Consider the following 18,694-nt stretch of genomic DNA (forward strand, 5'->3'; position numbering starts at 1 on the left):
TCACCTCGCAGCGTCGGGGTCGGGGTCGGGGTCGGAGTCGGCATCGAGTTCGAGTTCGAGTTCGAGCAGCGGTTGGTCGTACTCGACGCCCCGGCCGTTGTCGACCAGCACCGCGGTGACCCGGCCGTCGCGGTCCGCCTCGATCGGGTTCATCAGCTTCATCGCCTCGATGATGGCCACCTGTTGGCCGGCCCGGACCACGTCGCCGACCTCGACGAACGCCGCCGCCCCGGGCTCCGGCGCGCGGTAGAGGGTGCCCACCAGCGGGGCGCGGACGAGATGGCCCGAGGGTTCGCCCGCCGGCGCGGCCTCCGAGGGCCGGTCCGGGTCGGCCGCCCTCGCGGCAACGGCAATGGGCTCGGAATCGGGCGCGGCCGGCGACGGCCCCGGCGCGCCCGACGGGTCGGACCACGCGACCTCGATGCTCTCCCCTCCGGAGCGCACCACGATCCGGGTCGGCGGTCGCTGGGCCTCGTTCAGGACGTGGCCCAGCGCGCTGCGCAGCGCGGTCAGGCTCGCCGTGCGGCCTTCGCCGTCGGTGCCGGTCATGCCGATTCCTCCTCGAAGTCGTAGGTGTCGCCGTCGTCCGGGTCGCCGGCGCCGGCCGACCGCACGGCGGGCAGCCCGAAGGCTCGAAACCGCCGCCGGCGCAGCACGACGCGCTCGGCCGGTTCGACCGCCGCGAGTTCGGCCACCGTCTCCAGGACCTCGTCCCGCAGGGCCAGGCTCGCGGCGGCCGGATCGGTGTGCGCGCCGCCCTCGGGTTCGGGGACCACCCGGTCCACCACGCCGAGTTCGAGCAGCGAGCGCGCGTCCAGGCCGAGCGCGCGGGCCGCCGCCGGGCTCTGCTCCCGGGTCTTCCACAGGATCGCCGCGCAGCCCTCCGGACTGATCACCGAGTACAGCGCGTTCGCGCTGATCAGCACCCGGTCGGCGACACCGAGCGCGAGCGCGCCGCCGCTGCCGCCCTCACCGGTGACCACGGCCACCACGGGCACTCGCAGTCCGGCGAGCACGCGCAGGCACGCGGCGATCGCCCCGGCCTGGCCCTGCTGTTCGGCCTCGATCCCCGGGTGGGCGCCCGGCGTGTCGATCAGGGTCACCAACGGCACGCCGAGCTTCTCCGCCAGACGCGCGAGCCGGACCACCTTGCGGTAGCCGGCCGGCGAGGCCATCGCGAAGTTGGCCCGGACCAGGTCGGCCGTGGTGTGGCCCTTCTGGTGCCCGAGCACCAGCATCGCGCGGCCGTCCACCAGGCCCAGGCCGCCGACGATCGCCGGGCAGTCGCCACCCGCCCGGTCGCCGCGCAGCTCGACGAACGCGTCCATCCAATACGCGAGATGGTCGCGCGTGGTGGGCCGACCGAGGTCCCTCGCGGCGGCGACCACCTCGTGCGCCGGACGAACGGGCGGCTCGACGGGCGGGGGAGCCGACATCGGTGTCGGTTGGGCGCCGCGCGCCGCGTCGATCCGACGGCACGCGAGGGTCGCCGAGGGCGTCACGGTCCCGGTCCCGTCGGATCGATCGCACGCATCCACCCCACCCGACCCACCCGACCCACCCGACCCACGCGATCCGTCCGACCCGTCGAAGACCTCGGCCCGATCGGACACGCCCGACCGTTCCTCTGCCTCGCCCCGATCGGGTACACCCGCCCCATCGCCCCCGTCCACCCGCTCCGCCCCGCCCGCCCCCCGTGCCGACGCCAGCAGGACCGCGAGCGTGCTGCGCAGCTCTCCACGCGGGCGGACCGCGTCCACCAGGCCGTGTCGCAGCAGGAACTCCGCCGTCTGGAAGCCCTCCGGCAGCCGCTCCCCGATGGTCTCCTCGATCACCCGCGGTCCGGCGAAGCCCATCCGCGCACCCGGTTCGCACACCACCACGTCGGCCAGCGTGGCGAACGACGCGGCCACGCCGCCGTAGGTCGGGTCGGCGACGACGGTGACGGTGAGGATCCCGGCCTCGTCCAGTTCGGCCATCGCCGCCGAGGTCTTGGCCATCTGCATCAGGGCCAGCGCGCCCTCCTGCATCCGCGCCCCACCGGAGGAGGTGACCAGGATCAGCGGTACCCGCCGGGCCAACGCGGCGTCCGCGGCCGTGGTGACCGCCTCGCCCGCGGCCACGCCCAGGCTGCCGCCCATGAAGGCGAAGTCCATCACGGCCAGCACCACCGGATGCCCGACCACGGTGCCGAGCGCCACCCGGACCGCGTCGTCGTGTCCGGTCGCCACCCGGGCGGCGGCCAGGCGGTCCGGGTACGGCTTGAGATCCTCGAAGCGCAGGGGGTCGTGCACGGTCTCGGTCGGGGTCAGCGGTCGGGCGCTGCCCGGGTCGAGCAGCGCGTCGAGCCGCCGGGCCGCGTCGAGCGGGGTGTGCGTGCCGCAGCCGGGACACACCCGGTCGGCGCGCTCGAAACGTTTGCGGTAGACCAGCGCCCGGCAGCTCGGACAGGCCAGCCAGTCGGCCGGCGCCTGCTGCTCGGCGGCGGGTACGGAAGCGGTGTTCATCGCGGTCTCCCCTCGTCCGGGTGCGGCGCGGCACTCGATCCGGTACCGGGTCCGGCCCCCGATCCGGCTCCGGCCCCCGATCCGGGCCCGACGTTGCCGCTGGCCCTCGGCGACGCGTGCCGCAGTGGGGTGATCTGTTGGACGTCGTAGTTCTCACGTAGTCGGGCCACGCGGTCGGAGTCGACCCGCTCCCCCGCGCCGAAGATCTCGATCAGTTCCTCGAAGTAGCGTTCGTGGTCGGGCGCCGGCGTCGACTGGAACAACATCCTGGCCGGCCGTGTGGTCGGGTTGGCGAACGCGTGCGGGCAGCCCGGCGGTACGAACATGCAGCTCCCGGCCCCGGCCCGGACCGGTCCCCGGCCGGTTTCCGAGCGCCAGCCGCGCCAGTCGTCGCGGGTGCGCCGGCGGGGTTCGAAGGCGAGCACCTCGAGTTCGCCGTCGAGGACGTAGAAGAACTCCTCGCCCCGCGCGTGCACGTGCGCGCCGACGTCGAAGCCGGGTGGCACGACCACCTCGAAGGTCGAGGTGTGTCGGGCGTGCGCGCCGGTCACCTTGTAGGTGACCTCCTGCGCGGCGGTGACCAGTCGTCGACCCGCTCCGGGCGGGATGATCAGGCCGTCGACCATGACGGCACCTCCTCGTTCGTCGGCCGCCGGACCCCGACGCCGGCCGGTTCGCCGGCGACCCAGGTGCCGAGGGCCATCTCCGCGGTGATCCCGGGCCCGAAGCCGGCCACGATGCCGTGTCCGCCGACGGCGGGTCCGCCCGCCGCGTACAACCGGTCCAGGGCGTCGAAGACCACCGCGCTCGCGATGTTCCCGTACTCGGTGAGGGTCGCCCGGCTGTGTCGAAACGCCTCGGGAACGACCCCGAGGAACCTGCTCAGGTCGTCCAGGATCCGCGGCCCGCCGGCGTGTACGACGTAGAAGTCCAGCGCCGAGGCGTCCCATTCGTGTCGGGCGACCAGGTCGTCGATGACCGGCGCGAGCGGCGCCATCGTGGTGGGCACCCGCTTGTCCAGGCGGAAGTGGAATCCGGTGTCCTTGACCGCGTAGGAGATCCAGTCCTGGGTGTGCGGGATGAGGTACGAACCGTTGCGTTCGAGCCGCACGCCGGTGCCGCCCGCGCCGCGCACCACGGCCGCGGCGACCGCGTCGCCGAACAGGCCGTCGGAGAGCAACGACCCGATGTCGGCGTCGTCGGGCTGATAGCACAGCGAGCAGAACTCGCACGCCACGATCAGCGCGTTGAGCCCGGGGTACGCGGTACAGAAGTCGTGCGCCCGATTGATCGCGGCGCCACCGGCCGCGCAGCCGAGCTGGGCGATCGGCAGTTGGCGGGTATCGGAGCGCATGCCCAGTTCGTTGATCAGCCAGGCGGTCATCGACGGCATGCCGAACCCGGTGCACGAGACGTAGATCAGCAGGTCGATGTCGCGTATCTCCACCTCCGCGTTGGCGAGCGCCCGGCGGATCACCGGCGGCACGCGCAGCTTGGCCTGTTCCTGATACAGCAGGTTGCGGGCCTCGAAGCCGGGGTGTCGCAGGGTCCGCTCGATCGGCTGGACGAGATGTCGGCGGCGGACACCGGTGTTCGCGATCAGCCGCAGCGCGAGCGGCAGCCGGGGGTTGTCCGCGTGCAGTCGCCGGGCGATGTCGAGCGACTCGTCCATGGTGATCACGTTTTCGGGGACGGCCACGGCGGGCCGGCACAGAGTACTCACGAGCTGTCTTCCTTGCCTGGTCCGGAACCTTCGCGAGAATCCGGAGCTGCGGAGGGGTGATACATCCGGGGCCTCGGGAGTCGGCTCCCGAGGCCCCCGGATCGCTGTTCTGCGTTCTGCGCTTCTGCTCTTCGGTCCTTCGGTCCTTCGGTCCTTCGGTCCTTCAGCGCCTCAGCGCCTCGGCCGTCCGGCCGACCGCCTATCCGGCGGCTTCCATCGACATCGCCCGGGGACCGCACACCCGATGCGGCGCCTCGATCGCACCGTCGGGCAGCAGCGCGCCGGTGTCCTCGAAGATCACCACGCCGTTGCACAGCAGGCTCCAGCCCTGTTCGGGATGGCTCTGTACGACGTGTGCCGCCAGGTGGTCGGAGGCCGATGCGGCGGGACATGGGGGAGAGTGCCGGCACATGGTCCTGGTCCTTCCGGGAGTGCCGTGGTCGGCAGCGGATTCACGAGCTGCCGGGTGGTCCGTCGGCTGGTTGGTCACATGCCAACGGTGCGCCGCCCACCGTCCCGGGCGGATGAGCCCACGGCCCCGATTCGCCGGCCGATGTCCCGAGTCACCCGGGCGGGCGCCGGCGGCGCCCGACGCGGCACGACACCCCACGGATCCCGGGCACCGCCGACGGGCCGAAGCGGCTCGGAGGGAGCCGGTACGGACGTTCGAGCGCCCGGCGTAGGGTGGCCGGTGTGTGGGACGACGACGAGCCGGTGTTCAAGCGGGACAGGTGGGGGACGAACCGCTACACCTACAACGTCCGCAATCCCATCGGCTTGGCACTGACCGTGCTCACCGTGATCCTCGTCGTGATCGTGCTGGTCCTGATGAACGAGCGCGCGGGCCCGTTCGCCTCACCGAACCCGCGTGAGAGCCGACCGGACGTCCGGGAGTGGCGCCCGTCGACGCCGTGGTCGACGTCGGCTCCGTCCCCGTCGCCGACCGCAGCCCCGACCTCGGCGTCGGCAACCGCTGCGGCGCGCCCCTCGATCCCGTGACCCACGACGGCGCCCGCCGCGACCCGGATCGCGGTCGTACCGAACTCCGTTCCGCAAAGCCTCAGTTGCGGCTCAGACCCTCCTGCTCGTCACGCAACCGACGTGCTCGCAGCACCAGTTCCAGTTCGAAGCGGCGATCGGGCTCGTCCATCTCGTCACCCAGCAGTTCGCGGATCTGCCGCAGCCGATAGCGCACGGTCTGCGCGTGCACCCCGAGCCGGGCCGCGATCTCCGGTGCGCCGCCGCGCGTCTCCAGCCACGCGAGCAGCGTCTCGGCCAGTCGCCGGGCGTGCGTGGGCGAGCAGTTGTCCAGCGGTGCCAGGCAGCGCCGGGCCAGATCCTCGATCAGCTCCTCCGGCGGCAGCAGCACCAATGCCTCGGTGTGCTCGGTACAGCGGATCACCCGCCCGTCCGGCAGGTGTCCACGCTCCATCAGGCGCAGCGCGGTGCAGGCCCAGTGCAACGACTTGGCCGCGTCGGCCAGCGGGACGGACGGGCCGATCGCGCCGGTCCAGCCGGTCATCGCCCGGCGCAGCAGTTCGGGCCGGCCGGCCGCGTCCGGGTCGGGCACGATCATCCGAGGTCGTTCGCACTCCATGTCCAGGAGTACGTCCCGGCCCACCGCCGGGGCCACCGCGTCCGGCGCGGGTCGCAACAGCACGCCGACGGCCACCTGTTCGGGTAGTGGCCAGCCGATCCGGGCGGCGTGCTCGGCCAGCGCGCTCGCGGGTTCGGTGCCGTATTCGGTGAGCATCATCTTGATCAATCGCTTCTGCGCCCACAGGCGTTCGCCGACCTGCCGGGCGGCGGCCTCGGCGTAGCCGTGCACGGACTGGGCGACCAGGCCGTCCAGGTATTCGAATCCGGCCTCGGCGAGTTCGTACATCGCGGGCGGCGGGATCTCCACCTGCTGGCCGATCTCGGCCAGTCGCCGCCACGCGAGTCGTACGCCGAGCCGGTAGACGGCCTGGAGCGAATCCAGGCTTCGGCCCTGGAGCACCTCGACGCGGCCGAACAGCTCGAACAGTTCCAGGCGTTCGTGCTGCCGGTCGTCGGTGGCCAGCAGGTGCTCGACGAAGTCGACCAGGGCGCGCCGGATGGCGACCAGCGCCATCGGCTCGCCGGACTCGTCCGGCACGAGCGGCAGTCCGGGGTACTCGACCCGGATGTCGCGCAGGATGTCCTGCGCCAGGTCGGGGATCTCGGCCATGGCCAGATCGGCGAACCGACACAGTCGCGGCCGAGGCACGTCCCGCCAGGCGGTGCGCACCGTCATGTCGCCTTTCCCTCGCGGCCGGCGCTCGCCGCCGTCGCCGGGGCCGTGCGCCCGTGACCGGACCCGTTTGCCTGCGGGCGGGGCCGGCATCAGGGCTGCGCGTTCGGCGCCGTCGGGTCGGTGCGGAAGGACACGAGTGGGACGTTGGGTTGGTCGGGCGTGGCGTTCAACGCGGCGACGATGCCGAGCGCGGCGGCCACGGCGAGGGCGGCGGCAAGGACCGCGGTCAAGCCGGCGGCGAGCAGTCTGCGCATGCTTCGACGAGCCTCTCGATCGGAGGGCACCCCGCCCGTTCCCATGCACCGGCTCTATATCAGCACAGTGTGCGAGGTGTATTGACACTCCGTCAAGGGTGCGCCTACGGTTCCCGGCCTGAGACAGACGTGCACGTCCCCGAGGCCCATTGCCGTCAGGAGTGCCGGATGCGCCGCGCCATTTCCTCCCGTTCCTCGATCCTCTCCCTGGCTCTGCTCGGAGCCGGAGTCTTCCTGCTCGTGCTGGCCGCGATGCTGGCCTGGTACGTCGAGCCGCACGCCAAGCGCACCCCCGTCGACATCGACGACACCGTCGTGTTCGCCGGTACCGGAAGCTATTTCGACACCGGCTCGCTGCGGCCGGTGCACGGCGAGACGCTCACCGTGACCCGCCGCGTGGTGGGCGATGTCGCGGCGGCCGAGCGCAGCGGTCGGGCGGTGTGGGACGTGTCGACGACGATCGACACCCCGGCCACGCTGGCCGCGCACGACCCGCGTCGGTCCTTCCAGTGGACGCTGGCCCGCTGGGTGACCGACCGGCGCACCAACGCGCCCGTGCACTGCTGCGGGGAGACGCCCGCGATCCGGGGCGAGGCGTTCCTGAAGTTCCCGTTCGACCTGGAGAAGCGTCGATACCGCTGGTGGGACGAGACGTTGGGGGCTGCGGTACCGCTGGACTACCGCGGCACGGTGAAGGTCCGCGGGCACCGCGGCTATCGCTTCACCGGCGTCGTCCCGGACACCCGGGTCGGCGGCCGGCAGGTCCCGGGCACCCTGGTCGGCCTGCCCGCGCAGCCGCAGGTGCTCGCCGAGGAGTGGTACGCCAACGCCGGCGTCGACCTGGTCGTCGACCCGCGCACCGGCCGGGTCATCGACGCCAGGATCGCCCCGCGCAAGACCCTGCGCGCACCCGGGGCGAACTCCGCCTCGGTGGTGCTGCTGGACAGCGACAACATCCGGTTCACCGAGGAGACCCGGCGCCGGCAGGTGCACTTGGCCGAGGAGGACGGCGCCAAGCTGGAACTGGTCGGCGAGACCGCCCCACTGGCCGCGAGCGCGCTCGGGGCCCTGCTCACGGCGCTGGGAGTGCTGCTCCTGGTCCGCGGCGCCGGCACCCGTCCCCACCCCGAACCCGACGCCGAGCCGGGGCACGAGCCCACCCCCGAGCCGGGGCACGAGCCGGGTGCCGAGCCACACCGGCACGCCCGCTTCCGTTGGTTGCCGCACCGCCGTACCGGGCCGATCCGGCGGCGCGACTCGGGCAGACCGGCACCGAACTGACAATTCTCCGGTCGTGCGGAACGTCAAAGTTGTCACCTGGGTGAGTAGCTTCGGCGCACTTGGTGGCGAAAACTACGAACTCACCCCGCACGTCCCGCACTTCCCGTGCACCCTTCCGCGTTCGTTCCAGGCCCGCTACGAGTTGGAGCTCACATGCCCCAGCACGTGCCTTCCGCGCTGCGTCCGGTGACCGGTCCGGCACCGTTGCATTCCTCACCGCGCGGTTCCGCGTCCGACCGGACCCCCCACCCTCGCCGCATCGTCTTCCTGGCCCGCCGCGACCTGGCGAACCCGGCCGCGGGCGGCTCCGAACTGCTGGTCGATCGACTGGCGGACGGTCTCACCGCCCGGGGTCACCAGGTGACCCTGGTCTGCGGCGGACCGGCCGCCGACCGCGACTACCGCGTGGTCTCGGCCGGCGGCGACGCCGACCACTACCTGCGCGCGCACCGTGCCCTCGACCGTCGGGTCGGCGGTTGCGACCTGCTGGTCGAGGTCTGCAACGGCATGCCGTACCTGACTCCGCTGTGGCACCGGGGCCCAACCCTGTGCCTGGTCAACCACGTGCACACCGCCCTGTGGGGCATGCGGTTTCCGAGCCCCGCCGCGCGGCTGGGCCGACGGCTGGAGCGTTGGGGGCTGGCCGGCGCGCATCGGGACAACCTGATCGTCGCGGTGTCCGGCTCGACCGCCGCCGCGCTGCGGGCGATCGGCGTGCCGCCGGATCGCATCCGGGTCGTGCACAACGGCGTCGAGGAACCCGCCCCCAGGGTTCCCAGGTCGCCCGAGCCGTTGTTCGTGGCGGTGGGGCGCCTGGTCGAGTACAAGCGCATCGACCTGCTCCTGCGCCTGTGGGATCGGGTCCGGCCGATCACCGGTGGCCGGCTGGTCATCGTCGGCGACGGGCCGGAAGGCGATCGGCTGCGCGCCTCGGCCGGGCCGGGCGTACATTTCGCCGGCCGGGTGTCCGAGACCGAGAAGCACCGACTGCTGTGCGCGGCCTGGCTGTTGCTGCATCCCTCGCTGGTCGAGGGCTGGGGTCTGGTGGTCACCGAGGCCGCGGCCCGGCACACGCCGGCCATCGGTTTCGACATCCCGGGCCTGCGCGACTCGATCGACGACGGGGTCACCGGCGTGCTGGCCCGCGGCGAGAGCTCGTTCGCCGCCGCCTGGTGCGCGCTCGCGCTCAGTCCCGAGCGCCGCGCGGCGATGAGTGCCGCCGCCGGACTGCGCGCCGCCCGGTTTCGCTGGGCCGGCACGGTCCACCGGTTCCGGGCCGTGGCCGCCGAGGCCGCGCCCGCCCCGGTCCCCGGACGCGGCACTGGGTGGTGACCGCGTGAAGGACCCGTCCCTGCGCCGGTCGATCGCGCTTTTTCGCGCCTTTCGGCAGGAGCCGCAGGACCCGGACCGGTGCTATGGACTGCTCGCCCGCGACGCCGCCGATCAGGTCGAACGGCACGTGCGGCTGCGCGGTCGGGTGGTGGTCGACGTGGGCGGCGGCAGCGGGCACTTCACCCGCGAGTTCCGCCGACGCGGCGCGCACGCGTACCTGTTCGAACCCGATCCCGCGGAGCTGACCGCGCGGGGCACCCCGCCCGAGGGTGCCGTGGTCGCCGACGGGTACCTGCTGCCGCTGGCGGACGGTGTCGCCGACGTGTGCTTCTCGTCCAATGTGCTGGAGCACGTGGCGGATCCGCAGACCTTCCTGAGCGAACTGGTCCGGGTCACCCGCCCGGGCGGGTTGATCTACGTCTCCTTCACCAACTGGTACTCCCCCTGGGGCGGTCACGAGTGGGCGCCCTGGCACTACCTGGGCGCCGAACGCGCCCGTACCCGGTACGCGCGGCGCACCGGGCGGGCCGCCAAGCACACCCTGGGCGAGAACCTGTTCGCCGTGCACATCGGGCCCACCCTGCGCCATGTCCGGGCCCGTCCGGACGTGGTGGTGGCGTCGGCCCGCTCGCGCTACTGGCCGTTTCTGCCCGGCGCGGTCACCCGCGTTCCCGGGTTGCGCGAGGTCATCACCTGGAACCTGCTCCTCATTCTTCGGCGGTGCCCGTGACGGCGCCATCGCCCGACGCGTTCCTCGATCCCGCCGCCGGCGTCTCGGCGCCCGGGCATCGCGCGCGCTCCGCAGGAGGCACTCGTGACTGAGACGACCCTGTCCCTCCCCCCGGCCCGGCCCGGCCGGCCGCCCGCCGAGCCGGCGCCGGCCGAACCACCGGCCGACCGGTCGCGCCGGCGGATCCTGCTGCCGGCCTTCTGGGCAGTCGTTTTCGTCGCGTTCCTGGCCGTGTCGCCGGGAAAGATGACCTTCGAGACCAAGCTGGGCGTGGTCACCGATCCGTGGGGCTTCATCGGCGACCTGGGCAACCTGTGGCACGACCGGGCCGGCTTCGGCGGCATCGCCGACCAGTACATCGGCTACGCGTTCCCGATCCTGCCGTTCTACGCCCTCGCCGACCTGATCCACCTGCCGATCTGGCTCGCCGAGCGGTTGTGGCTCTCGCTGATCGTCACCGCCGCGTTCTGGGGCGCGCTGCGACTGGCCGAACGGCTGCGCGTGGGCACCGCGCACAGCCGACTGCTGGGCGCGGTGGCGTACGCGCTGTGGCCGACCTTCACCATCGTGATCGGCTCCACCTCGGCCGCGGTGTTGCCCGGCGCCCTGCTGCCGTGGGTGCTGCTGCCGCTGACCTCGCCGCGCCTGAACCCGCGTACGGCCGCCGCCCGTTCGGCATTGCTGATCCCGTTCATGGGCGGGGTCAACGCCGCCTCCACGCTGGCCGCGCTGCTGCCGGTGGGGCTGTACCTGCTCACCCGCCCGGCCGGGCCGGGCAAGTGGGCGCTGATCGGCTGGTGGATTCCCGGGGCGCTGCTGGCCACCGCGTGGTGGGTGATCCCGCTGCTGTTGCTCGGCGTGTACGGCGAGAACTTCATGCCGTACATCGAGCAGGCCCAGACCACCACGAGCACGATGTCCGCGACCGAACTGCTGCGCGGCGCGGGCGACTGGGTGGCCTATCTCAACTTCGGCGAACCGTGGTTGCCGGCCGGCTGGACGGTGGCCACCGCCGTGGTCACCGTGCTCTGCTCGGCGTTCGCCGCCGCGCTCGGCCTGGCCGGGCTGGCCAGGCGCGACCTTCCCGAACGCCGCTGGCTGATCCTGACCGTGCTCATCGTGGCGCTGATCGCCCTTGCCGGGTACGGCGGTTCGTTCGGCGCGCCGTTCCACGGCACGGCCCGCGACTGGCTCGACGGGTGGCTGCGCCCGTTCCGCAACATCTACAAGTTCGAACCCGGACTGGCCCTGGCGCTGGTGCTCGGGCTGACCCATCTGGTCGGCACGGTGAGCGCGAACGAACCGGCGCTGCCCCGACCCGCCCGCCGGTTCGCGCCCGCGCTCGCCGCGCTGCTGATTCTGCCCGGCCTGGCCTGGCCGTACCTCAACGGCACGGTGCTGCAATCGGGTGCCTTCACCAAGCTGCCCGACCATTGGCGGCACACCGCCGACTGGCTGGACGAACACTCCCCCGACAGCCGGGCACTGGTGGTCCCCGCGACCGCCCACGGGCTGTACACCTGGGGTTCGCCGATCGACCAGCCACTCGATCCGTTGGCCGATTCGCCGTGGGCGCAGCGGGACTTCGTCCCGTTCGGCACGCCCGGCGCGCGGCGGATGACGGACGCGGTGGAACAGGCCCTGCTCACCGGCGGCCAGGTTCCCGGGCTGGCCGACTTCCTGTCCCGGGCCGGTCTGTACGCGGTGGTGGTCCGCAACGACCTGGACCCGGACCAGATCGGCTACGTGCCGCCGATCACCGTCAAACGCACCCTGGAGGCCTCCGGCTACCACCGGGTCACCGGTTTCGGGCCGTTGATCACCGGCGGTCGTATCCCCGAGGGCACGCCGGTCCAGGTGCAGGGGCTGTTCACCCGCCTGCAGGCCGTCGAGATCTACGAGCCCGCCCCGGGCACGCCTCGGCCCGGACGGGTCGGCGGTCGGGCGGTCGCCGACACCGCGCTGCTCAGCGGCGGCCCGGAGGCGCTGCTGCAACTGTCCGCCGATCCCGGTCTGCGCGACCGCCCCACCGTGCTCACCGGTGACGCCCACCCCGGCATCGACCGGCCCGGCACGCAGTTCGTCGCGGACGGACTGCGCCGCGCGGACACCCGCTTCGGCCTGGTCAACTCCAACACGTCCTACCCGTACACCGCCGGCGAGCGGAACCCGCCGGACAGCACGCAGAACCCCGGATCCGCGCCGAAGCAGATCCTGCCCGTCGACGGGGCCGCCCACCAGAGCACCGCCGTGCTGCGCGGCGCCGCGTCGGTGACCGCCTCCAGCAGCGGCAACTGGCTCTTCCATCTGCCGCAGTACGACCCGGTGAACGCCTTCGACGGCGACCCGGCGACCGCGTGGGCCGAGGGCAGCCCCGGCACCCCGGCCGGCCAGTGGCTCGAGGTCGCCTTCACCGCGCCCACCGAGATCCCCGCGTCGCTCTCGCTCACCCCACTGCCCGGCGACGGCATGCGTGCCGCGCCGACCCGGGTGCGGATCGAGACCGATCGCGGCTCCCAGGAGAGCCTGTTGCGCCCCGAGGGCACGACGCAGCAGGTCAAGGCGCCGCAGGGGGCGGCGAAGTGGCTCAAGGTCACCATCCTGGACGTGCGGACCGCGCGCTCCGGGCTGTCCGGCGCGGGCTTCGCCGAGGTGGCCATCCCCGGTGTGCAGGTGTCCCGGCTGCTGCGTCTGCCCACCGACGCCGACCGCTCCGACGCGGAGACCGGGGTCTACTCGATGCACCGGGACAACGACCCCGGTGGGCTCTCGCCGGTGGCCGCCGAGGACGGGCTGCACCGCCGATTCGAGACCCCCAAGGGCGGTGACTTCGCGTTCGACCTGCGCGCCGTCGCGGTGCCCGGCCCGGAGTTGGACCGGCTGGTGGTGGGCGCCGCGCCGGACCAGGCGAAGCGCGTCACCGCGACCGCCGAGTCGACCGGCCACACCGGCCGCTCGCTCAGCGCGCGCAACCTCGTGGACGGCGACCTGACCACCGCGTGGATCGCCGGCGACCGACCGGTGATCCACCTGAACTGGCCCGATCGCACGAGCATCGACGAGATCATGCTGGGGGCGGCCGGCGGATTGTCCACCCGGCCGGAGGAAATCCGGATCGACTCGCCCAACGGTTCGGTGACCGTCGCCGTGGACGAGAACGGGCTGGCCCGGTTCGGGCCGATCGACACCGACCGGATCACCATCACGATCACCCGCGGCGCGCCGCTGACCGTGCACAACCCGCTCGCCGACAAGCGCTTGCAACTGCCCGTGGGATTGAGCGAGATCCACATCCCGGCGTTGGCCCGGCTGCGCACGCCCCCGCCGGACCCGAAGGCGGCGTTCTCGCTGCCGTGCGGGCAGGGACCGCCGTTGGCGGTGGACGGCGTCATGCACGCCACCAGTGCCTCGGGCACGGTGCGCGACCTGGTCGAACGCCGGTCCGTGACGGTGCGGTTGTGCGCCGCCGAGTCGCCGGGCGGCGTACTGCCCCTGGGCGCGGGGATGCACACGGTCGAAGCCGGCAACCAGGGGCCGCTACAGATCACCGACGTGACCGCGATCCGAGGGCAACTGCGGCTCCCGGCCCCGCAGTCCGCGCGATCGGCCACCGCCGCCGACTGGAGCGGCGACCACCGCTCGGTACGGATGGGCGCGGGCGAGGCCACCTACCTCCAGATGTACGAGAACCGCAACTCCGGCTGGAAGGCCACGCTGCACGGCAAGGAACTGCGCCCGGTCCGGATCGACGGCTGGCAGCAGGGTTGGCTGGTGCCCGCCGGTTCGGCCGGGACCGTCGAGCTCGAGTACGAGCCGGGCGGGATCTACCGGGGCGGACTGATCGGCGGCGCGGTGGCCCTGGCCGCGCTGATCGCGCTCGCCTTCGTCCGGCGCCGGAACCGGGACTCGGCCGGGAGCGACGCACCGCCCGCGGCACCGCCGCCGCCCGGCCCGATCCTGGGCGTGCTCGCGCCGACCGTCGTGGTCGCCATCGTGGCGGGACCGATCGCGCTGGTGGTGCTCGCGCTCGCGGTGGTCGCTCACCTGCGGCACCGGCTGCTCACGCCGATCGCGCTGGTGGCGATGGCCGGTGCCGGGATCACGGCGGCGATCGGGGCGGGCGAGCCGATCGCCGGCGGTGAGGGCTCCTTCGGGCCGGCCGCGCAACTGCTCGCGCTGATCGCGCTGTGCGCGGCACTGGTGACGGTGGGCGGGCCCGATCCCGGCGGCTTGCGGGTCGGGGCTTCCGGTCCCAGGCACGGGCGTTCGCCGTCCGCGCCGCCTGCGTATCCGCCTGTGGGCACATCCTCCGAGGCGCCGCCCGAAGCCGCGACCACGCCCGTGTCGATGGCCAAACCGGCGCGGGCGGACCGGGATCCGGGCTCCGAACCCTCGGCGGTCGGCGACCGGGCCCCGGAGGCCGACACCGCGCCGCTGCCGACGGTGCGGCCGGACGGTGGGAAACCCGCGCCGACCGATCGGGAACCCCCGTCGGACGGCAGGACGAAGGAGATCGAACACCCATGACCGCAGTGCGCCCGGCTCGGCGCGAACACCCGGTCGAGCCGGCCCTCGCCCGGATCCCGTTCCCACACATCGACGAGATGTCCCGACAGGGTCAGCGGCCCGGTGAGCCGATCGCGGTGCACATGGAGATCCGGCTGCCCGGTCAGCCGGATCCGGCCAGGCTGCGCGCCGCGTTCGGCGCCGCACTGCGCCGGCACTCCCGAATCCTGGTCCGCGAGGCGCCCGGTCGGTGGTATCGGCGGCGCTACGAGTGGGAGCTCACCGGCGCCCCCGACGTCGAACCGGTCGGCTTCCCGCCACCCGGCCCGGACGCCTTGGCCCGGGCCCGGGCACTCGCCCTGGTCGAGGCACCTCCGCTGACCCTGTCGCCGCCGGTGCGGCTGGACGTGATCCGCTCGTCGGCGACCTCCGGCGGATGCGTCCTGCTGTGCCGCATCCACCACACCGCCCTCGACGGGCCCTCGTTCCTGCGCGTGCTGGCCACGGCGGCCGAGTTGTACGGCGGGGCCGGCACCGGGCCCACCTCGGACCGGGCCGCACCGGCCTGCGCCGAGGACCCGGAACAGGCCATCCTCGACCCGGGCCCCGCCCTGGCCCGTTCGGCCCGGGTCGCGCCGGACCCCGCACGCGGGGCCGGGCACCGCGCCGGCAACGGCCTGGTGCTCGGCGAACTGCCGCTCCCCCCGCGTCCACCCGGCGCCGCGTACACCGTCAACGACCAACTCCTGGTGGTCACCTGCCTGATGATCGCCCACTGGAACCGGCTGCACGGCGCGCCGACCCGGCCGATCCGGATCACCATGCCGGTCGACGACCGCCCGCGTGGTGTCGACATGCCCATCGGCAACGGCACCCGACTGGTCGACGTCGCGTTCGGCGCCCGGGAGTACGACAAGGAACCGGACCCGGAGACGATCCTTGCCCTGCTCCGGCGCACGGCCCGCCGGACCAAGGCACTCAGGGCCGCTCCCCGCCCCCCGCTCGGCCGCGGCGCGGCACTGCTGACCGCCCCGCTCCTGCCGGTCGACCTGCGGGCCTCGATCACCCGCGGTCTGGGCCGCGCGCTCGGGCCCTGGACCTCGACGACGCTGCTCAGCAACCTCGGCCGGATCCCCTATCCGCTGGACTTCGGCGACGCGGGCCGGGCGAACGCGGTCTGGGTCTCGGCGCCCACCCGGATGCCCCGGGGACTGACGGTGACCACCACCGGCACCCTCGGCCGCCTGCATGTGGGGCTGCGCTGGTCGCGCGCGCTGCTGACGGACGCGGCCGGCCGGGAGCTGTACGGCCTCTTCGAGGATTACCTGTCCGCCGTCTCGGCGGCCGCGCGCTCCTCGGCCGTGGTCGCCGACCCGATCGCGCACGAGGGGGGTTCGCGATGAGCGACACCTCCCCCGCCGGCCTGCGCGCGTTCTACGAGAACCCGGCGGTACCGGTCGCCTCCGGCCCCGAGCGCAGCCGGCGCCAGGCCAGGATGCTGGCCCGGGCGTTGGGCCCGGGGCCGGCGGTGGTGGTCGACATCGGGTGCGGCGACGGCTCGGCGGCCTCGTTCGCCGGCCCCACCCCGGCCGGACACACCCTGGTGGGCATCGACTGGTCGCAGGACGCGCTGCGCCGGGCGAGCCACCACATGCGCCACCTGGTGCGCGGCGAACTCACGGACGGTGGACTGCCGTTGGCCGACGGCGGCGTGGACGCCGCGGTGTTCGCCGAGGTGCTGGAGCACCTGGTGGATCCGGACGCGGCGCTGGACGAACTGCGCCGGGTGCTCAAGCCGCGCGGCCACCTCATGCTCTCCACACCGAACCTGGCCGCGTGGTACAACCGCGCGCTGCTCCTCGCGGGCGTGCAGCCGATCTTCTCCGAGGTCAGCCTGCGCGGCATCCACGGCCGACCGGGCTCGCAGGTGGTCGGCCACCTGCGGCTGTACACCGCCCGCGCCCTGCGCGAGCTCCTCACCGCGTCCGGCTTCGAGGTGGTGCGCATCGCGGGGGCGCCGTTCCACGGCGTGCCCCGGGTACTCAGGCCGCTGGATCGGGTTGCGTGCGCGGCCCCCTCGCTCGCCTCGATCCTGCTCGCGCACGCCCGGCGGGTCTAGCCGTGTGGTGGGGAGTGGCCGCGGCGCTGCTGGCCAACGTGCTCTACAGCACCGGATTCGTGCTGGAGAAACGGGCGTTGGGCAACCTTCCGGCACTGACCGCCGGTCGGCCGCTGCGGCTGATCCGCTCGCTTCTGGGCAGCCCGGCGTGGCTTGCCGGCTCGCTCGCGCTGGCGGCCGGGTTCGGTGCCCAACTCGCGGTCTACCGCACGCTGCCCATCGCCGCGGCGCAGGGCCTGTTCGTCGCGGGCCTGGTGCTGCTGCTCCTGCTGTCCTCGGTGATCCTGGGCGAACGGCCCACCGTACGCGAACGGGTGGGCGTGCTCGCCGTGCTCGCCGCGCTGGCGATGGTCGTCGCCTCGTTGCGCGACGCGGACCCGGTCGGCGACCACGCCCCGACCGGCCGGCTCCTGGCGGTCTGTCTGCCGGCGCTCGCGGCCGGGCTGTGGCTGTATCTGGCCGCCGGCCGTCGGGCCCGGGACCCGTCCCGTCCACCGGCCACCGGCGTCGAGTACGGCGTCGCGATGGGCCTGCTGTACGGGGTGAGTTCGCTGGCCGTCAAGGGCGTCTCCGGCCGGCTCACCGGGCACGGCGTCGGCGACACGGTGCTCGCTCTGCTCCGAACGCCACACCCCTATCTGCTCGTCGGCACCGGCGCGGCCGGACTGGTCTTGTCCCAGGCCGCGTTGCAACGCTGTCGGGCGTCGCTGATCGTGCCGGTGTGCACCACGGTGTCCGCGCTGTTCACCGCCGTGCTCGGCAGCCTCGCCTTCGGCGAGTCGCTGCCGCACGACCGGCTGCGGCTGATCCTGCGCCTGGTCGGCGGCACGCTCGCCGTCGCCGTCCTGATCGTCCTGCCCCGGCACGAGGAACCCCCCGCCGCGCCGGCCGAAGTCCCCGCCCTGGTTGAGGAGTCGCCCGATGGAACCTGACGATCCGCTGCTGCGAATCCTGGCCTGCCCGCTCGACAAGGGACCCCTGACCCTGCTGCTCCCGGAGGACGCCTTGTACAACCCGCGACTGCGCCGCCGCTACCCGATCGTCGACGGCATCCCCCAGCTTCTCCCCTCCTCCGGCGTCCGCGTCTCCGACGACGAGCACGCCCGGATCAGCCTGCGGATCGACCGATGACGCTGGCCGCCCGGCTCGCGCCCCGGGTGTCGCCGAGGTTGGTCCGCACCGCGGTGGACGTGCTGTACCCGCGCTTCGAACCCGAGTTGCGGCGGATCGCCGACTTCGTGCCGCGCGGCGGCACGGCGGTGGACGTGGGCGGCTGGTACGGGCCGTGGTCGCGGCGCCTGGCGCGGCGCGCGGAGTCGGTGGTGACGGTGGAGCCGGTGCCGCGTCTGGCCCGGCTGCTGGACGCCGGTACGCCCGCCAATGTGCGGGTGGTGGCCGCCGCCGCGGGCGACCGGGGCACCGGCACCGTCGCGCTGTGGCTGCCCCCGGGGGATCAGGGTGATCGCGGCGTCTCGTCGCTGGTCCGCAGGGAGATCCACGATCGCGCACTGGACGTGCCGTGCGTGCGGCTGGACGATCTCGGTTTGACCGGGGTCACCTTCGTCAAGATCGACGTGGACGGCAGCGAGTCGGCCGTGTTGCACGGCGCCCTGGAGACCGTGCGGCGCGATCGCCCGGCGCTGTTCATCGAGGTGGAGGCGCGCATCGGGTCGCCGGAGCCGGTGCTCGATTTTCTGGCGGAACTGGACTATCGCGGCTGGGTGTTGCCGGGCAGAAGCTGGGTTCCGCTGGCCGACTTCGACCTCGCCGGTCACCAGGCCGAGACCGCGCACGTCGCCGAACGCGGCTTGTTGCGCCGCACGTTGGCGCCGTTCAGCCGACGCTATGTCAACTCGGTGCTGTTCCTGCCGGCGGCACGTCGCCCGGGCCCGGCCGGACCCGGGTCGCCCGGCTGAACCCCGCGCGGCTCCCCAGGCGGGTTCGTCGGTCGGGGGCGGCGGGCATGA

16 protein-coding genes and 1 pseudogene are annotated in these 18,694 nt (G+C 73.5%); 10 read left to right on the top strand and 7 right to left on the bottom strand.

The window, feature by feature from the left end:
- From accB to OG948_RS43970, 5 genes and pseudogenes are all read right to left on the bottom strand, one after another.
- Positions 1-549, bottom strand: a complete 549-nt coding sequence (gene accB, locus OG948_RS43950; protein ID WP_331770597.1) for an acetyl-CoA carboxylase biotin carboxyl carrier protein — start codon at positions 547-549, stop codon at positions 1-3.
- Positions 546-2,507, bottom strand: a complete 1,962-nt coding sequence (gene accD / locus OG948_RS43955; protein WP_331770598.1) for an acetyl-CoA carboxylase, carboxyltransferase subunit beta — start codon at positions 2,505-2,507, stop codon at positions 546-548. Before accD ends, accB begins: the two co-directional genes overlap by 4 nt.
- Before the next feature lie 116 nt (positions 2,508-2,623).
- Positions 2,624-3,133 (bottom strand): annotated as a pseudogene (locus tag OG948_RS43960) (cupin domain-containing protein); the annotation flags it as partial.
- A complete protein-coding gene (locus OG948_RS43965; protein WP_331770599.1) occupies positions 3,118-4,230 on the bottom strand; it encodes a type III polyketide synthase in 1,113 nt (370 codons plus the stop codon). The gene OG948_RS43965 and the pseudogene OG948_RS43960, both read right to left, overlap by 16 nt.
- Positions 4,231-4,429: 199 nt before the next feature.
- A complete protein-coding gene (locus tag OG948_RS43970; protein WP_331770600.1) occupies positions 4,430-4,642 on the bottom strand; it encodes a DUF5999 family protein in 213 nt (70 codons plus the stop codon).
- Positions 4,643-4,923: 281 nt separating this feature from the next.
- Here OG948_RS43970 and OG948_RS43975 point away from each other — a divergent pair, with 281 nt between their 5' ends.
- Positions 4,924-5,229, top strand: a complete 306-nt coding sequence (locus tag OG948_RS43975) for a hypothetical protein (protein ID WP_331770601.1) — start codon at positions 4,924-4,926, stop codon at positions 5,227-5,229.
- A 61-nt stretch (positions 5,230-5,290) separates the two neighbouring features.
- Here the strand turns inward: OG948_RS43975 and OG948_RS43980 are convergent, their stop codons facing one another.
- Together OG948_RS43980 and OG948_RS43985 are read right to left on the bottom strand one after the other, a co-directional pair.
- Entirely contained in the window at positions 5,291-6,505 is a 1,215-nt protein-coding gene (locus OG948_RS43980) for a helix-turn-helix domain-containing protein (protein ID WP_331770602.1), read from the bottom strand.
- 89 nt (positions 6,506-6,594) lie between these two features.
- On the bottom strand, positions 6,595-6,759 hold the full coding sequence (locus OG948_RS43985) for a hypothetical protein (protein ID WP_331770603.1): 165 nt from the start codon (positions 6,757-6,759) through the stop codon (positions 6,595-6,597).
- A gap of 180 nt (positions 6,760-6,939) precedes the next feature.
- On the opposite strand from OG948_RS43985, the gene OG948_RS43990 reads away from it, so the two are divergent.
- From OG948_RS43990 to OG948_RS44030, 9 genes are all read left to right on the top strand, one after another.
- Positions 6,940-8,040, top strand: coding sequence for a porin PorA family protein (locus tag OG948_RS43990; protein ID WP_406300895.1), 1,101 nt, complete (start codon positions 6,940-6,942; stop codon positions 8,038-8,040).
- A 153-nt stretch (positions 8,041-8,193) separates the two neighbouring features.
- Positions 8,194-9,372 carry a glycosyltransferase family 4 protein gene (locus OG948_RS43995; protein ID WP_331770605.1) on the top strand — a complete coding sequence of 393 codons (1,179 nt, stop codon included), beginning with the start codon at positions 8,194-8,196 and terminating at the stop codon, positions 9,370-9,372.
- Positions 9,373-9,376: 4 nt separating this feature from the next.
- Complete coding sequence (locus tag OG948_RS44000; RefSeq protein WP_331770606.1) at positions 9,377-10,102, top strand: class I SAM-dependent methyltransferase; 726 nt, start codon at positions 9,377-9,379, stop codon at positions 10,100-10,102.
- A gap of 84 nt (positions 10,103-10,186) precedes the next feature.
- Positions 10,187-14,629: an alpha-(1->3)-arabinofuranosyltransferase family protein gene (locus OG948_RS44005; protein ID WP_331770607.1), complete on the top strand. Its 4,443-nt coding sequence runs from the start codon at positions 10,187-10,189 to the stop codon at positions 14,627-14,629.
- On the top strand, positions 14,626-16,011 hold the full coding sequence (locus OG948_RS44010; RefSeq protein ID WP_331770608.1) for a condensation protein: 1,386 nt from the start codon (positions 14,626-14,628) through the stop codon (positions 16,009-16,011). Before OG948_RS44005 ends, OG948_RS44010 begins: the two co-directional genes overlap by 4 nt.
- Positions 16,008-16,727 carry a class I SAM-dependent methyltransferase gene (locus OG948_RS44015; RefSeq protein ID WP_331770609.1) on the top strand — a complete coding sequence of 240 codons (720 nt, stop codon included), beginning with the start codon at positions 16,008-16,010 and terminating at the stop codon, positions 16,725-16,727. The genes OG948_RS44010 and OG948_RS44015 overlap by 4 nt, the downstream gene beginning before the upstream one ends.
- Positions 16,728-16,729: 2 nt before the next feature.
- Complete coding sequence (locus OG948_RS44020) at positions 16,730-17,659, top strand: hypothetical protein (protein WP_331770610.1); 930 nt, start codon at positions 16,730-16,732, stop codon at positions 17,657-17,659.
- A complete protein-coding gene (locus OG948_RS44025; protein WP_331770611.1) occupies positions 17,649-17,858 on the top strand; it encodes a Trm112 family protein in 210 nt (69 codons plus the stop codon). The genes OG948_RS44020 and OG948_RS44025 overlap by 11 nt, the downstream gene beginning before the upstream one ends.
- Positions 17,855-18,643, top strand: a complete 789-nt coding sequence (locus OG948_RS44030; protein WP_331770612.1) for an FkbM family methyltransferase — start codon at positions 17,855-17,857, stop codon at positions 18,641-18,643. The genes OG948_RS44025 and OG948_RS44030 overlap by 4 nt, the downstream gene beginning before the upstream one ends.
- The last annotated feature ends 51 nt before the right edge of the window (positions 18,644-18,694 follow it).

It is taken from the genome of Embleya sp. NBC_00888 (assembly GCF_045207655.1).
GTDB lineage: Bacteria > Actinomycetota > Actinomycetes > Streptomycetales > Streptomycetaceae > Embleya.